This is a genomic window from Lactococcus sp. LG1267, from assembly GCF_017309545.1.
Lineage (GTDB): Bacteria > Bacillota > Bacilli > Lactobacillales > Streptococcaceae > Lactococcus > Lactococcus petauri.
Genome location: NZ_CP071295.1, coordinates 299694 through 320430 on the forward strand (window position 1 = coordinate 299694; position 20737 = coordinate 320430).

Below are 20737 nucleotides of genomic sequence, written 5' to 3' on the forward strand. Positions count from 1 at the left end.
CATGGTATACTAATTTTATCTATTGGAGGACTTTATGCTATATCTACTCTTTTTTCTCGCTATTTCTGGGATAGGCTATTTGCTAATAAAATTTAAAGATCGTAGTATCTTGGGCGGGCTGCTTTTTGCTGCTGGGTTGATTCTCTCATTTTTCACCCTTTTAATTCTTGGACTCGTTTTCCTTGATAAAACCTCCTCTCATGGTTCAATGCTTGCTTTAGCAATTTTTTATTTACTTCTCCCTCTCATCTTTTTAGCTGTATGCATCTATCTCATTTTCAATTCACAAACGATGCGTACTAAAGAAGGAAAAAGTTTAACTGCAAAGCTCTCCGCTGCCATGGGCTTAAACTTAATCATTAGTTTTCCTATTTTTCTTTTTTTAATCACGGGTATGTTCAAACTACCACTCTTTCTGGATATAATTTTGTTATTTATCCTCTTACTTGATTTAATACTGTCCTTCATCTTTATTGCTTACCTCTTTTATTCTTGGATGTACCAGATGCTGCCGCTTAAAAAGCATATTGACTATATTATTGTACTTGGGTCTGGTATTTCTAGTGAAGACGTTCCACCGCTTCTAAAAAGCCGTTTGGACAAAGGGATTGAATATTTCTACAAAAATCCGAATGCGAAATTTGTTGTGAGTGGTGGGCAAGGTGCTGATGAGCCTGTTTCTGAAGCTTATGCTATGCGTAAATACCTCCTCTCTCAGCATATTCCTGAAAATATGATTATTTTAGAAGATCAATCAACTACAACTTATGAAAATATGCTTTTTTCAAAACAGCTTATTGAAGAAGATTGGCTCACAAGATTTGAGGGTGGCCACCCAGCGCCAAGTATTATCTTTTCAACCAATAATTATCATGTACTCCGTGCACGTTTATATGCCCGTAGAGTGCATCTTAAGGCTGAAGGGGTTGGTGCACCAACAGCACTTTATTTCTTACCCACAGCCCTCATACGTGAATACGTGGCCCTCTTATCACACAATAAAATATGGGTTATGAGCCTCATTGGTTTTGTTTTCTTCGCTTTATTATATAGCTTTTTACCAATATAAAAACACACGGTTAATGAATGACCGTGTGTTTTTGTTATACTACACCTACCAAGGCATAACGTAAGATGTACAGAATAAGCAAATGTGCGGGATAAAAATAATAGAAAAGATCTCTTTGCCACTGTGCGCCATTGCCGCCACGTTGACCATTGTAGAGATAAATGAAAGGTAAAACAGTAATAATCATAAATTCATTTGAAAAACTGAGTACCTGGTAAAGCGTACCTGCTGCACTGCCTGTAAAATAGCCCACCAAACTCCATATAAGCAAAAGAAGACTAAAAGTAATAATCCCTGCTGAAATTTTTGCCCATCTTCTTCGGAAAAAATAGAAAATGAGGACCAATACAAGCTCATATGGGCCACCCTCACTCAACAGGATAAGGGGCAAAAGTAATATAATGACTAAACTATATGAAAAGCACTTAAGCTTCGTCCCTTGATTTTTACGAATAATATCAATTGCCCAGATTAAAGCAAATAAGAGCGCCAGCGTCATGAAAATATTTTGACCTGCAAGAAGTAAAAATATATCAAATTGCCCATATGGGTCCTCAAAACTGCTCCGTGTCAGCAAGTTGAAGCTAATATTGATGGCATACATTAGTAGACCACCACCTAGAAGCCTTAAAAAATATTTTTTTCGACTTCTTGTATAATGAAAGCCTTCGACCATCATAAAGACAAATAGAGGTGCGACAAATCTCCCTAAAAAGCCTATCCAGGTAGGTAAGCCCAAATAACTTCCAAGATAAATGTTAATATGGTCGATAACCATAAATACTATACCTATAATTTTTAAATCATAGCTAGAAAAATTTTTTTTCATACTCTGTTCTCCCTTATTTGTGAAACAGATTTTCTAGAAGAAACCAGCCTAGATGAAGATAGTTAAGAATCAAGAGAACTACTTTTACTGAGACGGCTTTTTTTAAAAAAACTGATACCTTTTTATTATAAAGGAGAATTGTACATCCTCTCTTACATTTCAGTAATTTATGGCTTATTAAAAAACTGCTGGAGCAACTTTCCAACAGTTTTTTCTTATTTTTTGATTTGAATAAACAAGACTTTCAAATAATCACCTTCCGGGAAAGAAGAAGCCACCTTGAAGTCGGCAGGCAAGTGCTCTTCCTGAAAAATATCAAATTTAACTTTTTTATTTTTCAGAGCCTGTTCTACCATTGTACGGAATTTCTCACGGCTAACATTAGCAGCATTTGTAGACGCAATCAAAAGTCCTTCTTTATTTAAAATATCGATTGATTCTTGAACGAGTTCCCCATAATTCTTTGCCACCGAAAAAGTTTTCTTCTTGTTGCGAGCAAAGCTTGGTGGATCTAAAACTACAACATCATAACTTAATTCTTTTTTCTTGGCATAATTAAAATAGCCAAAAACATCCATAACATAGATACGTTGACTCTCTGAATCAATGCCATTCATTGTAAATTGTTCTCGCGTTTTATCCAAAGAACGTTTGGCCAAATCTACTGAGGTTGTCTGACTTGCTCCTCCAAACGCTGCTGCAACCGAAAAAGCGCCTGTATAACTAAACATATTAAGAAGAGTCTTACCGGCCACTAAACCATTTGCTAAAGTACCACGCACTTCTTTCTGATCTAAGAAAATCCCTGTCATCAGCCCTTCATTCATATATGTTGCATAGGTCACACCATTTTCCTTAACGGCCAATGGTTCTGGGGCAATTTCTCCGCCTATATGTCGCGTTTCAAAACTTAGTCCATCAAAACGAATTTTTTCATAAATTCCTTTGATTTCAGGATAAACAGAGCGAAAGGCAGCTATAATGTCTGTACTTTGCGTATAAATAAAAGGATTGTACCAGCTAAAAACAGCATAATCAGCATAATAATCAACAGTTATACCGCCTAAGCCATCGCCTTCACCATTAAAAATCCGGAAAGCTGTTGTTAGGTCATCTTGGAAAAAAGAAAGACGTGCGCGCTTAGCTTCCTCAAACTTCTTTTCATAGAAACGCTGATTTATATCCTCTGGGATTTGACTTAAAAGCCAACCAGCGCCTTTATTTTGCTTCGATAAATAGCCTCTTCCTAAAAAGTTTTCTTTTTCATCAACAAAGTCAATAAACCCATCTTCCTGTGGAGTAGACTTTAAATCTTCGGCAACAATTAAGGGAAAAGCGCGACGAAGCTTAAGTGCAGCCTGCTTTTTTACTGTGATTTTCTTCATAGTATTATTGTATCAAAAAAACAGACCATGGTCTGTTTTTTATTGCATTATTTTTCTGTAAGAGCATCAAGTCCTGGAAGAACTTTACCTTCGAGAAGTTCCATAGAAGCACCACCACCTGTAGAGATCCATGAGAATTTATCTGCACGGCCAAGGTTGATTGCTGCAGCTGCTGAGTCACCACCACCGATGATTGATTTTACACCTGGTTGAGCAATGATAGCATCCATAACACCAATAGTACCTGCTTGGAAATCAGGGTTTTCGAAGACACCCATAGGACCGTTCCAAACAACTGTTTTAGCACCTTCAAGCTCTTTAGCAAAACGTTCAACTGATTTAGGACCAGCATCAAGGCCAAGGAAACCTGCATCGACTGCTTCACCTTCAGTATCTTTCACTTCAGTGTAACCAGCAAAAGCATTTGCTTCTTTTGAGTCTACTGGCAAGATAAGTTTACCGTCTGCTTTTTCAAGCAATTCTTTTGCCAAGTCAAGTTTGTCTTCTTCAACCAAAGAATCACCGATTTCGATACCTTGTGCTTTGAAGAATGTGTACGCCATACCACCACCGATGATAACTTTGTCTGCTTTACCAAGCAAGTTTTCAATAACACCGATTTTATCTGAAACTTTTGAACCACCAAGGATCGCTACGAATGGGCGAACTGGGTTTTCAACAGCTTCTTGGATGTAAGCAATTTCGTTTTCAAGCAAGAAACCAGCTACTGCTTTATCCACGTTAGCAGAAATACCTACGTTTGAAGCGTGCGCACGGTGAGCAGTACCAAATGCATCATTTACGAAGATACCGTCTCCAAGTGAAGCCCAGTATTTACCAAGTTCAGGGTCATTTTTAGATTCTTTTTTACCATCAACATCTTCAAAACGAGTGTTTTCAACAAGCAAGATATCGCCATCTTTTAATTCAGCAATAGCAGCTTCCAATTCAGCACCACGTGTAGTTCCTGGGAAGACCACTTCTTTGCCCAATTTTTCGCCCAAAGCTGCTGCTACTGGAGCAAGAGATTTACCAGCTTTATCTGCTTCTTCTTTAACACGACCAAGGTGAGAGAAGAGAATTGCACGTCCGCCTTGTTCAAGTACATACTTAATTGTTGGAAGAGCTGCAGTAATACGGTTATCATTAGTAATTACACCATCTTTAAGTGGGACATTGAAGTCCACACGAATAAGAACTTTTTTTCCTTTAAGATCTACATCTTTAACAGTCAATTTTGCCATTTTCTGGAAATCTCCTATAAATTTTTATTTAGTAATAAAGTAATTATATCACAATTTAGGCAAAACTTTCTCTCCAAGCATTATCAATAAACTCACTGCTGATCATACAATATTTTCGTTATTTTTTCTTTCAAACGATACTTTTCCATACGATGCAATTCATCGCCCGCGAGATAACTTTTCAGGAGCCGTCGGTAACGTAAACTTAAGTTTTCAAAAACTTCTTCAAGTAAACTTCCAGAAATCAGCGTATGTTCTGGACTGGCCGCTTTACCTTTTAAAGCATCCGAATATTCGTATATGTCTAAGCCAGTCCCACAATCAAAACCCCTTTTAAAAGCCCGCTCCCTTCTTTTAATATCAATAAGTCTCTGCTTATAGCGCACCTTAAAATGGCAAAATAAATTCCTTTGTGTCACACCGTCGCTAAGCAAGTCATATAATACCAAGCGCCCTTCCTGCTGATAGTCATCAATCGTCCAAAAATTTATCGGAATTAAACGACTGCTTTTCCACACAATATGTTGGACAGAATGAAATATTTCTTCCAGCTGCTCCATATCTAAATTATGCTCCATCCTTATATTTTTTTCTCCCCTCTAGAATAACTTCCAACTTATCGTAATTTTATTATGTTCCCCCTTCCTTTTGTGATATGCCCTACTCCTATATAGTAGAATACCATAGCTTCAATTAAATACAATTATCAAATTATTTTTATTTTTTAAATTTCTAAAACATAATCGAAATTATGGACATTTTTTAAGTTACAAAATATAAATTGACATTTTATCAAAAAAACTAGAATATTAGCACGTATCTTTTCATCTTAGAGTAATAAATAACAATTCTCTGATATTTAACAAACAAACTTATTTGTCAATAAAATAATAACTAGGTCACTAACCTAGTTATTAATAAAAAATATATAAAAAAACCAAGAGTCATAAAACTCTTGGTTTGACTGATGCCGAGGACCGGTTTCGAACCGGTACGAAGGTTACCCTTCGCAGGATTTTAAGTCCTGTGCGTCTGCCAGTTCCGCCACCCCGGCAAAATATGGAAAATCCCCCACTAAGGGAGAACTAACAAAGCGAACGACGAGATTCGAACTCGCGACCCCAACCATGGCAAGGTTGTGTTCTACCCCTGAACTACGTTCGCAACGCTTAAAGAAAGAAAAACTTTCTAAATACCTCTAGCTGCACTACACTAGGTCCAACAGTTAAAGGAATGCCGACTACATGATTCGAACACGCGACCCTCTGATTACAAATCAGATGCTCTACCAACTGAGCTAAGTCGGCTATAAAAGAAATGCGGATGAAGGGACTTGAACCCCCACGCCCTAAAGCACTAGAACCTAAATCTAGCGTGTCTGCCAATTTCACCACATCCGCTTGACAAGTTCTTTTACGCTTTATACCTCAACCTATTGTTAAAGTATGACCCGTGCTGGGCTCGAACCAGCGACCCTTTGATTAAAAGTCAAATGCTCTACCAACTGAGCTAACGAGTCTATTTCTTTTATTACCTTTCAAGTCTATCTACTTGAAACGGTTCCGACGGGAATCGAACCCGCGATCTTCGCCGTGACAGGGCGACGTGATAACCGCTACACTACGGAACCTATGGGAGTTAACGGGATCGAACCGCTGACCCTCTGCTTGTAAGGCAGATGCTCTCCCAGCTGAGCTAAACTCCCAATCACTTGGCATTTACCCTATCTCGCAGGGGGCAACCCCCAACTACTTCCGGCGTAATAGGACTTAACTTCTGTGTTCGACATGGGAACAGGTGTATCTCCTATGCAATGAATACCAAATCATGGTCTAGTGCTTTTAGAGACGTTTTGACCTGTAGAAAATTAGGAAGTTGTGGTTCTGCGTCACACGCAGGTTCTCAACTTATCTATTTTCATAAGGTCAGGCTCTAAAAGCCTAAAGTTGAATGTATTGAACACTCAAAACTAAATAACAATCTCTTGATAAATAAGTAAAGCTGAACTCATATGTTCTATTACTTGGTAAAGTCCTCGAGCTATTAGTACTGGTCCGCTCCATCCCTCGCAGGACTTCCACTTCCAGCCTATCAACCTGATCATCTCTCAGGGCTCTTAATTCATAAAGAATGGGAAATCTCATCTTGAGGTGGGCTTCGCACTTAGATGCTTTCAGCGCTTATCCCTTCCCTACATAGCTACCCAGCGGTGCTCCTGGCGGAACAACTGGTACACCAGCGGTAAGTCCACCCCGGTCCTCTCGTACTAAGGGCAGATCCTCTCAAATTTCCTACGCCCGCGACGGATAGGGACCGAACTGTCTCACGACGTTCTGAACCCAGCTCGCGTGCCGCTTTAATGGGCGAACAGCCCAACCCTTGGGACCGACTACAGCCCCAGGATGCGACGAGCCGACATCGAGGTGCCAAACCTCCCCGTCGATGTGAACTCTTGGGGGAGATAAGCCTGTTATCCCCAGGGTAGCTTTTATCCGTTGAGCGATGGCCCTTCCATGCGGTACCACCGGATCACTAAGCCCTAGTTTCCTACCTGCTCGAGTTGTAGCTCTCGCAGTCAAGCTCCCTTATACCTTTACACTCTACACATGATTTCCAACCATGTTGAGGGAACCTTTGGGCGCCTCCGTTACTCTTTAGGAGGCGACCGCCCCAGTCAAACTGCCCGACAGACACTGTCTCCCACGCCGATTATGCGTGTGGGTTAGAGCAACCATGAAGCAAGGGTAGTATCCCAACAGCGACTCACTTGAAACTAGCGTCCCAAGGTCAAAGTCTCCTACCTATCCTGTACATGCTTCACAGGTACTCAATATCAATCTGCAGTAAAGCTCCATGGGGTCTTTCCGTCCTGTCGCGGGTAACCTGCATCTTCACAGGTACTAAAATTTCACCGAGTCTCTCGTTGAGACAGTATCCAAATCATTACGCCTTTCGTGCGGGTCGGAACTTACCCGACAAGGAATTTCGCTACCTTAGGACCGTTATAGTTACGGCCGCCGTTTACTGGGGCTTCAATTCAGAGCTTCGCCTAAGCTAACCCCTCCTCTTAACCTTCCAGCACCGGGCAGGCGTCACCCCCTATACATCACCTTGCGGTTTAGCAGAGAGCTGTGTTTTTGATAAACAGTTGCTTGGATCTTTTCACTGCGGCTGTATTTCTACAGCACCCCTTCTCCCGAAGTTACGGGGTCATTTTGCCGAGTTCCTTAACGAGAGTTCTCTCGATCACCTGAGGCTACTCGCCTCGACTACCTGTGTCGGTTTGCGGTACGGGTAGTATTGAATTAAACGCTAGAAGATTTTCTTGGCAGTGTGACATCAAGGGCTTCGCAACCGTAGTTGCTTCCCCATCACAGCTCAATGTTAAAGGAAAATGCATTTGACACATTCCACACCTCACTGCTTAGACCAGAATCCATTAACTGGCTCCCTTTAGCCTACTGCGTCCCTCCATCACTAACAATACTAGTACAGGAATATCAACCTGTTGTCCATCGACTACGCCTTTCGGCCTCGCCTTAGGTCCCGACTAACCCAGGGCGGACGAGCCTTCCCCTGGAAACCTTAGTCTTACGGTGGATAAGATTCTCACTTATCTTGCGCTACTCATACCGGCATTCTCACTTGTAATCGCTCCAGCACCCCTCACGGTATACCTTCATCGCTGATTACAACGCTCTCCTACCATTTAATTAATATTAAATCCACAGCTTCGGTAATATGTTTAGCCCCGGTACATTTTCGGCGCAGGGTCACTCGACTAGTGAGCTATTACGCACTCTTTGAATGATAGCTGCTTCTGAGCTAACATCCTAGTTGTCTGTGCAACCCCACATCCTTTTCCACTTAACATATATTTTGGGACCTTAGCTGGTGGTCTGGGCTGTTTCCCTTTCGACTACGGATCTTAGCACTCGCAGTCTGACTGCCGCACATGTGTATTAGCATTCGGAGTTTATCTGAAATTGGTAACCCGAGATGGGCCCCTCATCCAAACAGTGCTCTACCTCCAATACACTTAAATTGCGACGCTAGCCCTAAAGCTATTTCGGAGAGAACCAGCTATCTCCCAGTTCGTTTGGAATTTCTCCGCTATCCACAAGTCATCCAAACACTTTTCAACGTGTCCTGGTTCGGTCCTCCAGTGCGTCTTACCGCACCTTCAACCTGCTCATGGATAGGTCACTAGGTTTCGGGTCTACATCATGATACTAAAGCGCCCTATTCAGACTCGCTTTCGCTACGGCTCCGCCTCTTCAGCTTAACCTCGCATCATAACGTAACTCGCCGGTTCATTCTACAAAAGGCACGCTCTCACCCATTGACGGGCTCGAACTTCTTGTAGGCACACGGTTTCAGGTGCTATTTCACTCCCCTCCCGGGGTTCTTTTCACCTTTCCCTCACGGTACTGGTTCACTATCGGTCATTAAGGAGTATTTAGGCTTGGGAGATGGTCCTCCCGGATTCAAACTGGATTTCGCGTGTCCAGCCCTACTCAGGATACTGCTAGGTATAAAGTCTATTTAAAATACGAGGCTATTACTCTCTTTGGCTTACCTTCCCAGGTAATTCTTCTATAGACTTTAAGTCCACGTTGCAGTCCTACAACCCCAAGAAGCAAGCTTCTTGGTTTGGCCTGTTTCCCGTTCGCTCGCCGCTACTTAGGAAATCGTTTTTACTTTCTCTTCCTGCAGGTACTTAGATGTTTCAGTTCTCTGCGTTACCTTCTCGTAAGCTATGTATTCACTTACGGATACTATGCATAACATAGTGGGTTTCCCCATTCGGAGACCTAGGGATCAATGCGTACTTACTGCTCCCCCTAGAATATCGTCGTTAGTCACGTCCTTCTTCGGCTCTTAATGCCAAGGCATCCACCGTGCGCCCTTATTAACTTTGCCATTAAAACAAGTATAAGTTTTTTCGAACTATTTAAAATAATTCGCAGCTTTACAGAAATGTTTTACCATTTCTCGGTTTATTTATCGTTATAAGATATTGTTATTTAGTTTTCAATGATCAATTCCTATTTTAACGTCTTCGTTGACAAGACACTTTCGTATCTTATGGAGCCTAGCGGGATCGAACCGCTGACCTCCTGCGTGCAAAGCAGGCGCTCTCCCAGCTGAGCTAAGGCCCCTTCTCTCAACGCAATCTTCTCTATCTTGCATCAAAAGACTGCTTGTTTGGTCTTTATAGACCCCTCAAAACTGAATAAAGTAGAACAACATCTTTTTTTATATTCCTTAGAAAGGAGGTGATCCAGCCGCACCTTCCGATACGGCTACCTTGTTACGACTTCACCCCAGTCATCGGTCTTACCTTAGGAAGCGCCCTCCTTGCGGTTAGGCAACCTACTTTGGGTACTCCCAACTTCCGTGGTGTGACGGGCGGTGTGTACAAGGCCCGGGAACGTATTCACCGCGGCGTGCTGATCCGCGATTACTAGCGATTCCGACTTCATGCAGGCGAGTTGCAGCCTGCAATCCGAACTGAGAATGGTTTTAAGAGATTAGCGCACCCTCGCGGGTTGGCGACTCGTTGTACCATCCATTGTAGCACGTGTGTAGCCCAGGTCATAAGGGGCATGATGATTTGACGTCATCCCCACCTTCCTCCGGTTTATCACCGGCAGTCTCACTAGAGTGCCCAACTTAATGATGGCAACTAGTAATAAGGGTTGCGCTCGTTGCGGGACTTAACCCAACATCTCACGACACGAGCTGACGACAACCATGCACCACCTGTATCCCGTGTCCCGAAGGAACTCCTTATCTCTAAGGATAGCACGAGTATGTCAAGACCTGGTAAGGTTCTTCGCGTTGCTTCGAATTAAACCACATGCTCCACCGCTTGTGCGGGCCCCCGTCAATTCCTTTGAGTTTCAACCTTGCGGTCGTACTCCCCAGGCGGAGTGCTTAATGCGTTAGCTGCGCTACAGAGAACTTATAGCTCCCTACAGCTAGCACTCATCGTTTACGGCGTGGACTACCAGGGTATCTAATCCTGTTTGCTCCCCACGCTTTCGAGCCTCAGTGTCAGTTACAGGCCAGAGAGCCGCTTTCGCCTCCGGTGTTCCTCCATATATCTACGCATTTCACCGCTACACATGGAATTCCACTCTCCTCTCCTGCACTCAAGTCTCCCAGTTTCCAATGCACACAATGGTTGAGCCACTGCCTTTTACATCAGACTTAAGAAACCACCTGCGCTCGCTTTACGCCCAATAAATCCGGACAACGCTTGGGACCTACGTATTACCGCGGCTGCTGGCACGTAGTTAGCCGTCCCTTTCTGGTTAGATACCGTCACTTAAGTAATTTTCCACTCTACTTAACGTTCTTCTCTAACAACAGAGTTTTACGATCCGAAAACCTTCTTCACTCACGCGGCGTTGCTCGGTCAGGGTTGCCCCCATTGCCGAAGATTCCCTACTGCTGCCTCCCGTAGGAGTCTGGGCCGTGTCTCAGTCCCAGTGTGGCCGATCACCCTCTCAGGTCGGCTATGTATCATCGCCTTGGTAGTCCTTTACACTACCAACTAGCTAATACAACGCGGGATCATCAAGTAGTGAAGCAATTGCTTCTTTCAAATAAGAATCATGCGATTCTCATTGTTATGCGGTATTAGCGTTCGTTTCCAAACGTTGTCCCCCGCTACTCGGCAGATTTCCCACGCGTTACTCACCCGTTCGCCGCTCTTCATAAAAATAGCAAGCTATCTTTAATCATCGCTCGACTTGCATGTATTAGGCACGCCGCCAGCGTTCGTCCTGAGCCAGGATCAAACTCTCATTTAAATTTAGTTCATCAAATGAACTGGCTGTTGTTTTGTCTTTCATTATTGAATTGACAGTTGGTATACAAGAAGTTAACTTCTCGCATATAGTCATTCTACTTTATTCAGTTTTCAAAGGTCTATCGCTCTCGTAAGAGATACGCTCTCTCGCGACAACTATTATATTCTATCAAACTCAATTTGTTCTGTCAAGAATAAACTGTGCTTTTTCTCCCTTTTTTTTACACTCGTTCGGAAAACCCCGCCGTTGTCACGTTTAAAGACTATAAAAAAACAGACACCATTGTGTCTGGTTTCCTGTTTTTTATTAAAAGAGGTCTTCAAAGAGACTTAATTGATTATCTTCTGGCATTCCTTGGAGGATTCCCATAGATTTCATATTGTCAACAACTGTTTGTGACACGCCTCCTCGTTTACGAAGTTCCATAATACTCAAGAACTCTCCTTCTTTACGGGCTTCAACAAGTTGTTTTGCAACGTTTTCGCCCAAGCTATCCATTGTGATAAATGGTGGAATCAATGTATCGCCATCGATAACAAATTCTGTAGCTTCACTGCGGTAAAGGTCAATTTTACCAAATTTATAGCCGCGTTCAAGCATTTCGTTACAAAGCTCAAGCGTTGTCATTAAAGAGACCTCAGTGTTGGTTGCATCGAAACCTTTATCACGAATCTCCTTCATCTTCGCCTTGACTGCATCTAAACCTGCTCCCATCGTTGCAACATCAAATGTTGTTGCACGAATAGAAAACCATGCACAATAGTAAAGAATTGGCTTATGTACCTTGAAATAAGCAACACGAAGAGCCATCATAATATAGGCAGCAGCATGGGCTTTCGGGAACATATATTTGATTTTCGAACAAGATTCAATATACCAATCTGGGACACCATGCTCACGCATCGCATTAACATAGGTTTCTCTTTCTTCTGCCCCAATCTTGCTCCACATCCCTTTACGCACTCGTTCCATAATATTAAAGGCCATGGATTCGTCTAAACCAGCATGTATCAAGTAAACCATAATATCATCCCGACAACCGATAACGCTGGACAAGTCAGCAATTCCTGAGCGTATTAATTCTTGGGCATTACCTGCCCATACGTCCGTACCATGTGAAAGTCCTGAAATTTGCAATAAATCTGCAAAAGTTTTAGGTTTAGCTTCAGCAATCATGTTCATTGAAGTGAAGGTCCCCATCTCAGGAATACCTAGCGTACCAAGTTTTGCGCCTAGTTGTTCCTCCGTAATTCCCAACGATTCTGTACCTGTAAAGAGTTTCATTACTTCCTCATCGTCCATGGGAATATCTTGTGGGACAATCCCCGATAAACTTTGGAGTTTTCGAATCATCGTCGGATCATCATGTCCAAGAATATCAAGTTTTAAGATGTTATCATGAATCGCATGGAAATCAAAGTGGGTAGTTTGCCATTCCGCACGCACATCATCAGCTGGATATTGTACAGGTGTAAAATCATAGACATCCATATAGTTTGGAATAACGATAATCCCGCCCGGGTGTTGTCCAGTTGTACGTTTAACACCTGTTGAAGTCATGGCTAAACGATCAATTTCAGCATTGCTATAAAACTGATTGTAATCTCGTTCATAACCTTTGACAAAACCAAAGGCTGTTTTTTCGGCTACCGTACCAATTGTTCCCGCACGAAAAGCATAGTCTTCTCCAAAAATATCACGGACATCCAAATGGGCCAAAGGCTGATCATCCCCCGAGAAGTTCAAGTCAATATCGGGTACTTTGTCACCTTTGAAACCAAGGAAAGTTTCAAAGGGAATATCATGACCATCTTTTACCAACTTATGTCCGCATTTTGGACATTTTTTATCAGGCATATCATAACCTGAGCCGTAGCTCCCATCATCATAACATTCAAAATATTGACATTCCGGGCAGCGATAATGCGGTGCAAGAGGATTAACCTCGGTAATACCAATCATTGTAGCTACAAGTGATGAACCCACTGATCCACGAGAACCTACTATATAACCACGTTCATTTGAACGCCGTACAAGTTCTTGCGAAATAATATAAACCACGGAGAAACCATTCCCTATAATAGAACGTAACTCTTTTTCCAAACGCGCATCTACAATATCTGGCAAAGGATTGCCATACCACTCGTGCGCTTTCTCATAAGTCAAACGCGTGATGCGCTCCTCAGAACTTTCTCCACCTTCAAAGGTCATTTTCGGTGTATAAAGATCATCTCTTACAGGTGTTAATTCTTCAAACCGCTCTGCCATTTCTTGCGTATTGGTGATGACAATTTCACGCGCTGTGGCTTCGTCTAAGAAGCTAAATTCGTCCAACATTTCATCTGTCGTACGGAAATGCGCTTCGGGTAAAGGTAGAGGTTTTGCATGCTCCCCTCTTCCTTGATTCCAGTTGATTTCTGCCCCTTGCCCCAGCGAACGTATAATAATCTCACGATTTATCGCATCTTCTGGGTTAAGGTAATGAGCATCACCAGTAGCTAAGACCGGTTTGCCTAACTTCTTGCCGAGCTTAATCAAGTCTTTCAGCGTTTGTTGCAGCTCTTTCTCACTCTTAAAATTACCCCCGACAACAAGAGATTGATACAGCGCTGGCGGCATAACTTCAATAAAGTCATAAAACTTGGCAATTTCTAAAGCTTCTTCAAAGGTTTTATTGGTTATTGCATCGAAAACTTCGCCTGATTTGCAGGCTGAGCCAACAATGATGCCTTCTCTATGTTCTTGCAAAACGGAACGCGGAATACGTGGTACACCAGCAAGATACTTAACATTAGAATAACTTACAAGTTTAAATAAATTCTTCAAACCTGCTTGTGTTTGAGCATAAAGTGTAACGTGTTTTGGACGGACTTTCTTATAAGAATCTTCCGCTACGAGTTTGTCGTTCAAGTCAAGCAGTGATGTCCAGCCAAAACGATCGCGAACTTCATTAAGGAAGACAAACAATAAACGTCCCGTCGCTTCCGCATCATAATTGGCCATGTGGTGATGCTCTAAACCAATCTGAAACTTTTTCGTCAATTGTCCCAAACCAAAACGCTTCATCTCTGGGTACAGATTACGAGCGAATTCTAAAGTATCCACTACAGGTTGCTTAATGATAGGTAAGCCATTTCGCTGATAATTCATATTCATAAAGCCTACGTCAAAAGTAGCATTATGGGCTACCAAGATACTGCCTTGACAAAATTCTTGAAAGGCTTTTAAAACATCATATAGAGGCTTCGCATTTTTTAAATGATCCTGTGTAATACCTGTTAATTCTGTTGTAAAATCACTAATGGCATAACCCGGGTTAATAAACTCATCAAACTCGCCGATAGGATTTCCCTTATGCATCTTCGTTCCGGCAATTTGAATCAAGTCATTATGTACAGCAGATAGTCCTGTCGTTTCCACGTCAAAGACAACATAAGTTGACTCATACATGTTGACATCTTCTTCATTAAATACAATAGGAATCTTGTCTTCTACCAGATTTGCCTCTACACCATAGATAATCTTTACACCATGTTTCTTACCGGCTTGGTGAGCTTCAGGATAAGCTTGAAGACCCGCATGGTCTGTAATGGCAATTGCTTTATGACCAAATTTCGCAGCTTGAGCAACAAGCTTACTTGCAGGAGGCATCGCATCCATGGTTGACATATTCGTATGGCTATGGAATTCCACACGTTTATCTCCTTCAGCCGCCGTATCTTCCCGCACTCTTTGTGTCGGTATTTCTTGTAAGTCACTCATCTGGAGAACAAGATCTTTTTTATAGTCATCATGCTGCACTGTGCCGCGTACCCGCGCCCAAATGCCTGTAAGCTGCTTAGCCACAGCAATTTCTTCATCTCCACGAACCCATTTTGAGATATAAAAGCTGGATGTATAGTCAGTCATTTCAATCTCTAACAGATGGCTAATATTTCCTGTCTTGCGTGATTTAATCTCGCGCAGCTCACTCTTGAAGATATAACCTTCAAACACCAAAGAGCCATGAGTAGAAAATTCACTGACCGAACGCATCGGTGTGATTGGCTCAGAATTCTTAATTTCACGCCCTATCTGAATTTTATCTGATTTTACAGCACTAATTTGTGCCGCGACTCGACTACAATCTTCTTTTTTAGCAATCTCAACGACATCATTTGCGGTCATGACTAGATCGTCTTTATAAACATCATGTGCAATATTTCCACGCACACGCAGCCAAATGCCTTGATCAAATTGAATCGCACCATCTTCACTTGTATTGGCCGCTTTGACTTTCTCAACAATCGCGTCAAATTGAGCTATCTCATTGTCTTTGCGCCCCCATTTAACAACTTGGAAGATGGAAGTTTCATCCGCAATCTTCATCTCCAAAACATGATTGACTTTTCCTGTACCATTGCTGGCAAACTCACGATGATGCGCATCAAAGACGTAACCTTCAAAAACAACGCCACTTCCCTCGCCAGCGATAAAGCTCATCGAAGTCACGGGACTTGTGCCGTTAATTTTACGTCCAAATGAAATTCCTTCTGACAAGGCTGTATCAATTTTTTCAGGAGCTTTTTCGGTTTTGGCACTAGCTTCATCTGTGCGTTGCTTTTTGAGTTCACTTATCTGCTGTTGCGAGGCTGACTCTGCAGCCAGCATGTTATGCACTTTACGCTCATGTGCTTCTCGTTTTTCCAAGGTTAACTTTTCGTCAACAACAGGGCGAATAGTAAGTGCTCCAAAGCCAAAATCCTTTAACTTTTCTTCTAAGATAGGGAAGTCTTTTTTTACAAAATGATCCAACTGAGGATTATCTTCGACCAAAAGATTGATCTGAACGCCTCGTTGCTCTATCTGATATTTTTTAAAGATATTCGCAAAAGCTGTATCTGCTAAGTCTGGTAAAGTCAATGCAAGCTGATAATAATCGTTAAGCATCGCCTCATCAAATTCAGGTTGGTCCACTGTTATCGAAAGTTCCGTCTCAGCGATAGTTGAAAAAGCAGACTCAATCAATCCAGACAAAACCTTCCACTGTTCAACTGGCAAGATTTTCTCAAATTTTAATTGGAATTTCCAAAGCTTCCGTTCCGTATGTACTTCGACATTTTCAATTTCTCCACTGGAAAAAAGAGCCGATTCGCGAATTTGGTTTGGCATTTTTATTTGATCCATCAGTTTTTCAAAAAGATTTTCCATTTTTTCTCCGCATATCTCTATTTTTTCTGTATCCTCCATTATAACAAAAAAGCAACATCTGTGCTTTTTATCGGAAATTATTATGAAGTTAAAAAGGCTGAAAGTGATGTCAGCCTTTTTAATTTTAGAAAAAACACGTAAATTTCACTTAAAAACATCAGCCTTTCGCCCTAGGATAGCAAAAAGTATTCCAAAGATAAGAGCGGGGAGAGCAAAACTTAACAAGTCTATAGCTAGAGTGTCAGGAAAATCAAAACCAGACACAAGCATGTGATTGAAAAGCTGACTGAAAAAATGGGTGAGCAATAAAAATGATAAAAAAATTAACTTTAGGATGTCAATTTTCCGAGGTCCAAGCATAAAAACTGCTAATAAGAAAAGACCTGAAATGGCTAGACTTAATAATTCTGTCGTCAGATTGAGGGGAAATTCGAGGAAAGCCACAAGCCCCCATTGCACAAATCTCCTCAAAAAATTGGTGCCTAGCATAAATGCTAAACCCCAAAAAAATAATTTCATAATATTACACCTCACCTTTGGGATATTATAAGTTCTTTTAAAGAGTTTATAAAGGATAATTAACAGCAAAATAATAAAGCCGATCGTTACTATTAAGCCATAAAGTTGTTATTTTATTTAATTTCATCAACTTAATACACCTAATAGTAAATTCATTTTTTAGTACAAATATACCAGATATAGGCCAGAATTATTTTAGGTATTTTACATCGCTTTGCAAGCCTTTCAGTATTAACTTTATTTTTTCCCATGATAATCTTTGCTTAATTTCTTAATAGAATAAGAGGAACTTCCTCTAAATATATTTTTGCTCTTAATATTTTATTAAATTATTTAAAGAAATTGTAACATAATCTTTTCCTTTCAAGAAAAGATATAAAAAAGATTGAGACAATTCCAATCTCAATCTTTTCATTTATACTTTAAAAACTTACCAGATAAGTTTTAGAGGCTTAATCTGTGATATCTTATTTCGTCAAAATCTCAATCGTATTGACAAGTTCTTCTTTATTGATTTCAACAACTTCACCTGTTGCGCGAATTTTGACTTCAACGATACCTTCACTTGCTTTTTTACCGATCGTTACACGAACAGGTAAGCCAATCAAATCACTGTCTGCGAATTTAACTCCTGCACGTTCATTGCGGTCATCCACAAGAACTTGATAGCCTTTACCACGAAGGGCAGTTTCTAGTTCAGCTGTTACAGCCATTGCTTCTTCATCTTTTGTATTGACTGGTACCAAGTGGATATCAAATGGTGCAAGTTCCTTAGGGAAGTTGATTGACCAGCTGAATTTGTACTCTTCACGTGGTGTTTTCTCTACGTAAATGCGGGCAAATTGTTCAAGAATTGCTGAAAGTAAACGGCTCACGCCGATACCATAACAACCCATAACGATCGGCACTGCCTTACCATTTTTGTCAAGAACGTTGGCGCCCATTGAATCTGAGTAGCGTGTGCCTAATTTAAAGATGTGTCCAATCTCAATACCACGCGCAAACTTAAGTGTGCCACGTCCGTCAGGAGACATTTCGCCTTCGTTAACCGTACGTAAATCAACAAATTCGTCTACTTCAAAGTCACGACCAAAATTAGCATTACGATAGTGGAAACCATCTTCATTTGCTCCGATGATAGCATTCTTAACCGCTTGAACTTCACGGTCAGCAATAATCTTAACGTCTTTCAAACCGATAGGACCAAGTGAACCAAAGTGAGCACCAGCTAAGTTTTCAACATCTGCTTCTGTGGCAGGTTCGACAGAACTTGCACCTAAGTAGTTTTGGAGTTTGACTTCATTCAACTCATCATTACCGTGCATCAGTACTACAACTAACTCTTCATCAGCACGGAAAACAAGTGTTTTAATCGTTTCAGCAACGTCAGCTTCTAAAAAGGCAGCAACTTCATCGATTGTCTTCGCGTCAGGTGTTGCAACTTTTTCAAGCTCTAAAGTTTCCGTATAGCTAGCGATATTTTCAAACTTGTTTGTTGCCATTTCCAAGTTAGCAGAATAGTCACCACCGTCAGCATAAACGACTGTGTCTTCACCTGCAACAAGCCATTTGGCAAGTTCTTCTTGGATTTGCTCAATGACTGTGTTTGGAATTTCGTCAATTGATTCAATAGAATTTCCAAGAACCAACCATTTTTCCAGATCCGTGCGATCAGCTGTGATAGCCATAAACTCTTGGCTATCTTTACCGCCCATTGCACCACCGTCACCAATAATTGCTTTGAAATCAAGTCCTGCACGACTAAAGATTTTTTCATAAGCCCGCTTGTAGTCGTTGTAAGTTTCATCAAGACTTTCATAGTCCGCATGGAAACTATAACCGTCTTTCATGATGAATTCACGACCGCGGAGCAACCCATAACGTGGACGTTTCTCATCACGATATTTCGATTGGATTTGGTAAACGTTTAAAGGAAGTTTTTTATATGAAGTAACTTCATCACGCACCAGGGCCGTCATTGTTTCTTCATGTGTAGGACCTAGGATAAAGTCGGAATGATCGCGGTTTTTCAACTTGTAGAGATCTTCCCCATAAGTATCGTAACGTCCTGATTCACGCCAGAGATCTGCTGTCAAAAGTGCAGGAGCCAAGAGTTCCACCGCACCGATTTCTTCAAATTCTTCGCGCATGATTGTTTTAAGTTTTTCAAGCACACGATTTGCCAATGGCAAGTAAGCGTAAATACCTGCAGAGATTTGACGGACATATCCCGCGCGAACTAAAAGAGCATGTGAGATAACTTGTGCATCGCTTGGCATTTCGCGAAGCGTTGGTATAAGCATTTTTGATTGTTTCATATTTTATTCCTTAAATTTTTCGTTTCTTATCTAATAAAGGCTCGGAGGATATCATTCCAAGTCACAGCAATCATTAAGACCACCATAAAGACAAGACCAACAAGTGTTAAAATTCCTTCTTTTTCTTGTGAAAGTGGTTTGCCTCGTAGGGCCTCAACAATATTGAGGACAATTTTCCCCCCGTCAAGGACGGGGATTGGGATTAAATTTACGATTCCCAGATTAATTGAGAGCATGGCAAGTAAAGCGATAACAGATAATAGGCCTTCTCGGGCTGCTTGCCCACTTAAATCATAAATGGCAACGGGCCCACCAAGTTTATCAAGACTTGGCTGTGCAATGAGGTTACCTAAAGCTTTAAATATCAACGTTGTTGCGTTAGCAGCCTGAGTAAAGCCACCCGTTAGCTTATCTAAAAAGCCAGTTTTGATTGTTTGAGTGATACCAATGCGGTATCTTCCGTCAATTTTTTCTGGCTTGAGCTCCAGTGTCTTCGTCGCACCTGCACGTTCGATATCCAGCTTGATTTCACTGCCATCATTTGCACCAATCCTTTGGACAACTTCTTCCCAGTTATTGGTTTTTTCACCATTGACTGCTTGGATTTTATCCTTTGACTGTAAACCTGCCGAATAAGCAGGGGTGCCAGATTGGACTTGTCCGATTTGATTTGTATTAGAAGGTACACCACCTTGCATAAAAGTGATGATAATAAAAGCTATAATCCCTAAAATAAAGTTATTTAAAGGACCAGCAAAATTTGTTAAAATCTTGCCGAGAACGCTGGCACTTTGATATTGTACGTCTCGTGGAGCGATACGAAGTTCCGTGCCATCCGCTTCGATAATTGTTGCATCATGGTCAACTGAATAACGTTTTGTTTCACCAAAAACTTCTCCTTCGATGAAAAGTGCTTCTTCAAAATCGTATTCAGTGACCAGCATGGGGACACTATTTTCCAAAGTCACCCGCTCAGAAAGATTAATTTTAACCACCTGATTTTCAACAATCATCAAAGATGCCGGGGTTCCTTTTTTTATTTCCGTTGTATCATCGCCCCAGCCCGCCATGCGGACATAACCTCCAAGAGGAAGTATACGAATGCTATAAAACGTACCATCTTTGGCTTGATGTGCAAAAATTTTGGGGCCCATTCCAATGGAAAACTCGCGGACTAAAATCCCCGCGCGCTTAGCAAAGAACAGATGACCATACTCATGTACAACAACAATAATACCAAAGACAATGATAAATGTTACCAATGTTTGAATCAATAAAGATCCTCCCTTAATCTTCTAGCTTTTCATCAGCTTGTGAGCGAATAACTTTAAAGGTGTATTTATTTCTTATTTTCTTTGAAAC

At 41.4% G+C, this 20737-nt stretch carries 8 protein-coding genes, 8 tRNA genes, 3 rRNA genes and 2 pseudogenes; 1 reads left to right on the plus strand and 20 read right to left on the minus strand.

Translation table 11 applies throughout. From position 1 onward, the window contains the following. Window positions 1–34: 34 nt before the first annotated feature. A complete protein-coding gene (locus tag J0J33_RS01505; protein ID WP_173817262.1) occupies window positions 35–1069 on the plus strand; it encodes a YdcF family protein in 1035 nt (344 codons plus the stop codon). Window positions 1070–1103: 34 nt separating this feature from the next. On the opposite strand, the gene J0J33_RS01510 is transcribed toward J0J33_RS01505, so the two are convergent. The 20 genes and pseudogenes from J0J33_RS01510 to rseP all read right to left on the minus strand — a co-directional run bounded on the left by J0J33_RS01510 (window position 1104) and on the right by rseP (window position 20649). Next, the gene (locus J0J33_RS01510; protein ID WP_173817261.1) at window positions 1104–1898 is read right to left on the minus strand and encodes a TraX family protein; all 795 of its coding nucleotides are present in this window, start codon (window positions 1896–1898) and stop codon (window positions 1104–1106) included. 215 nt (window positions 1899–2113) lie between these two features. Continuing rightward, window positions 2114–3283 (minus strand): class I SAM-dependent rRNA methyltransferase, encoded by a 1170-nt coding sequence (locus J0J33_RS01515; RefSeq protein WP_019292966.1) that lies wholly within the window; start codon window positions 3281–3283, stop codon window positions 2114–2116. Between the two features lie 47 nt (window positions 3284–3330). Then, window positions 3331–4527 (minus strand): phosphoglycerate kinase, encoded by a 1197-nt coding sequence (pgk, locus tag J0J33_RS01520; RefSeq protein WP_014025460.1) that lies wholly within the window; start codon window positions 4525–4527, stop codon window positions 3331–3333. A gap of 92 nt (window positions 4528–4619) precedes the next feature. Beyond that, window positions 4620–5105, minus strand: a complete 486-nt coding sequence (locus J0J33_RS01525; protein ID WP_029343540.1) for a hypothetical protein — start codon at window positions 5103–5105, stop codon at window positions 4620–4622. A 390-nt stretch (window positions 5106–5495) separates the two neighbouring features. Beyond that, window positions 5496–5581 (minus strand) — tRNA-Leu (locus J0J33_RS01530). A 38-nt stretch (window positions 5582–5619) separates the two neighbouring features. Further along, a tRNA-Gly gene (locus J0J33_RS01535) sits at window positions 5620–5691 on the minus strand. A 70-nt stretch (window positions 5692–5761) separates the two neighbouring features. Then, window positions 5762–5834, minus strand: a tRNA-Thr gene (locus J0J33_RS01540). Between the two features lie 11 nt (window positions 5835–5845). Then, window positions 5846–5927: transfer RNA gene (locus tag J0J33_RS01545), tRNA-Leu, on the minus strand. Window positions 5928–5973: 46 nt separating this feature from the next. Beyond that, window positions 5974–6046: transfer RNA gene (locus J0J33_RS01550), tRNA-Lys, on the minus strand. 38 nt (window positions 6047–6084) lie between these two features. After that, a tRNA-Asp gene (locus tag J0J33_RS01555) sits at window positions 6085–6157 on the minus strand. A 2-nt stretch (window positions 6158–6159) separates the two neighbouring features. Next, a tRNA-Val gene (locus J0J33_RS01560) sits at window positions 6160–6232 on the minus strand. A gap of 4 nt (window positions 6233–6236) precedes the next feature. Then, window positions 6237–6352: ribosomal RNA gene (gene rrf, locus J0J33_RS01565) — 5S ribosomal RNA — on the minus strand. 198 nt (window positions 6353–6550) lie between these two features. Continuing rightward, a 23S ribosomal RNA gene (locus J0J33_RS01570) occupies window positions 6551–9450 on the minus strand. 166 nt (window positions 9451–9616) lie between these two features. Further along, window positions 9617–9689: transfer RNA gene (locus tag J0J33_RS01575), tRNA-Ala, on the minus strand. 110 nt (window positions 9690–9799) lie between these two features. Further along, window positions 9800–11348 (minus strand): 16S ribosomal RNA (locus J0J33_RS01580). The 16S, 23S and 5S rRNA genes sit together here with 8 tRNA genes alongside, the layout of an rRNA operon. Window positions 11349–11654: 306 nt before the next feature. Beyond that, window positions 11655–15428: pseudogene (locus tag J0J33_RS01585) on the minus strand (PolC-type DNA polymerase III); the annotation flags it as partial. Window positions 15429–15980: 552 nt separating this feature from the next. Next, window positions 15981–16577, minus strand: a pseudogene (locus J0J33_RS10920) (PolC-type DNA polymerase III N-terminal domain-containing protein); the annotation flags it as partial. Window positions 16578–16682: 105 nt separating this feature from the next. Continuing rightward, on the minus strand, window positions 16683–17057 hold the full coding sequence (locus J0J33_RS01590) for a hypothetical protein (protein ID WP_019291560.1): 375 nt from the start codon (window positions 17055–17057) through the stop codon (window positions 16683–16685). Between the two features lie 467 nt (window positions 17058–17524). Continuing rightward, window positions 17525–19375 carry a proline--tRNA ligase gene (locus tag J0J33_RS01595; protein WP_017369962.1) on the minus strand — a complete coding sequence of 617 codons (1851 nt, stop codon included), beginning with the start codon at window positions 19373–19375 and terminating at the stop codon, window positions 17525–17527. Window positions 19376–19401: 26 nt separating this feature from the next. After that, complete coding sequence (gene rseP / locus J0J33_RS01600; protein WP_086583290.1) at window positions 19402–20649, minus strand: RIP metalloprotease RseP; 1248 nt, start codon at window positions 20647–20649, stop codon at window positions 19402–19404. Between the last annotated feature and the right edge of the window lie 88 nt (window positions 20650–20737).

Excerpts from the sequence above, each read along its gene's own strand:
- J0J33_RS01505 (WP_173817262.1), top strand. The coding sequence starts at position 35 with ATGCTATATCTACTCTTTTTTCTCGCTATTTCTGGGATAGGCTATTTG.
- J0J33_RS01510 (WP_173817261.1), bottom strand. The coding sequence starts at position 1,898 with ATGAAAAAAAATTTTTCTAGCTATGATTTAAAAATTATAGGTATAGTA.
- J0J33_RS01515 (WP_019292966.1), bottom strand. The coding sequence starts at position 3,283 with ATGAAGAAAATCACAGTAAAAAAGCAGGCTGCACTTAAGCTTCGTCGC.
- pgk (WP_014025460.1), bottom strand. The coding sequence starts at position 4,527 with ATGGCAAAATTGACTGTTAAAGATGTAGATCTTAAAGGAAAAAAAGTT.
- J0J33_RS01525 (WP_029343540.1), bottom strand. The coding sequence starts at position 5,105 with ATGGAGCATAATTTAGATATGGAGCAGCTGGAAGAAATATTTCATTCT.
- J0J33_RS01590 (WP_019291560.1), bottom strand. The coding sequence starts at position 17,057 with ATGAAATTATTTTTTTGGGGTTTAGCATTTATGCTAGGCACCAATTTT.
- J0J33_RS01595 (WP_017369962.1), bottom strand. The coding sequence starts at position 19,375 with ATGAAACAATCAAAAATGCTTATACCAACGCTTCGCGAAATGCCAAGC.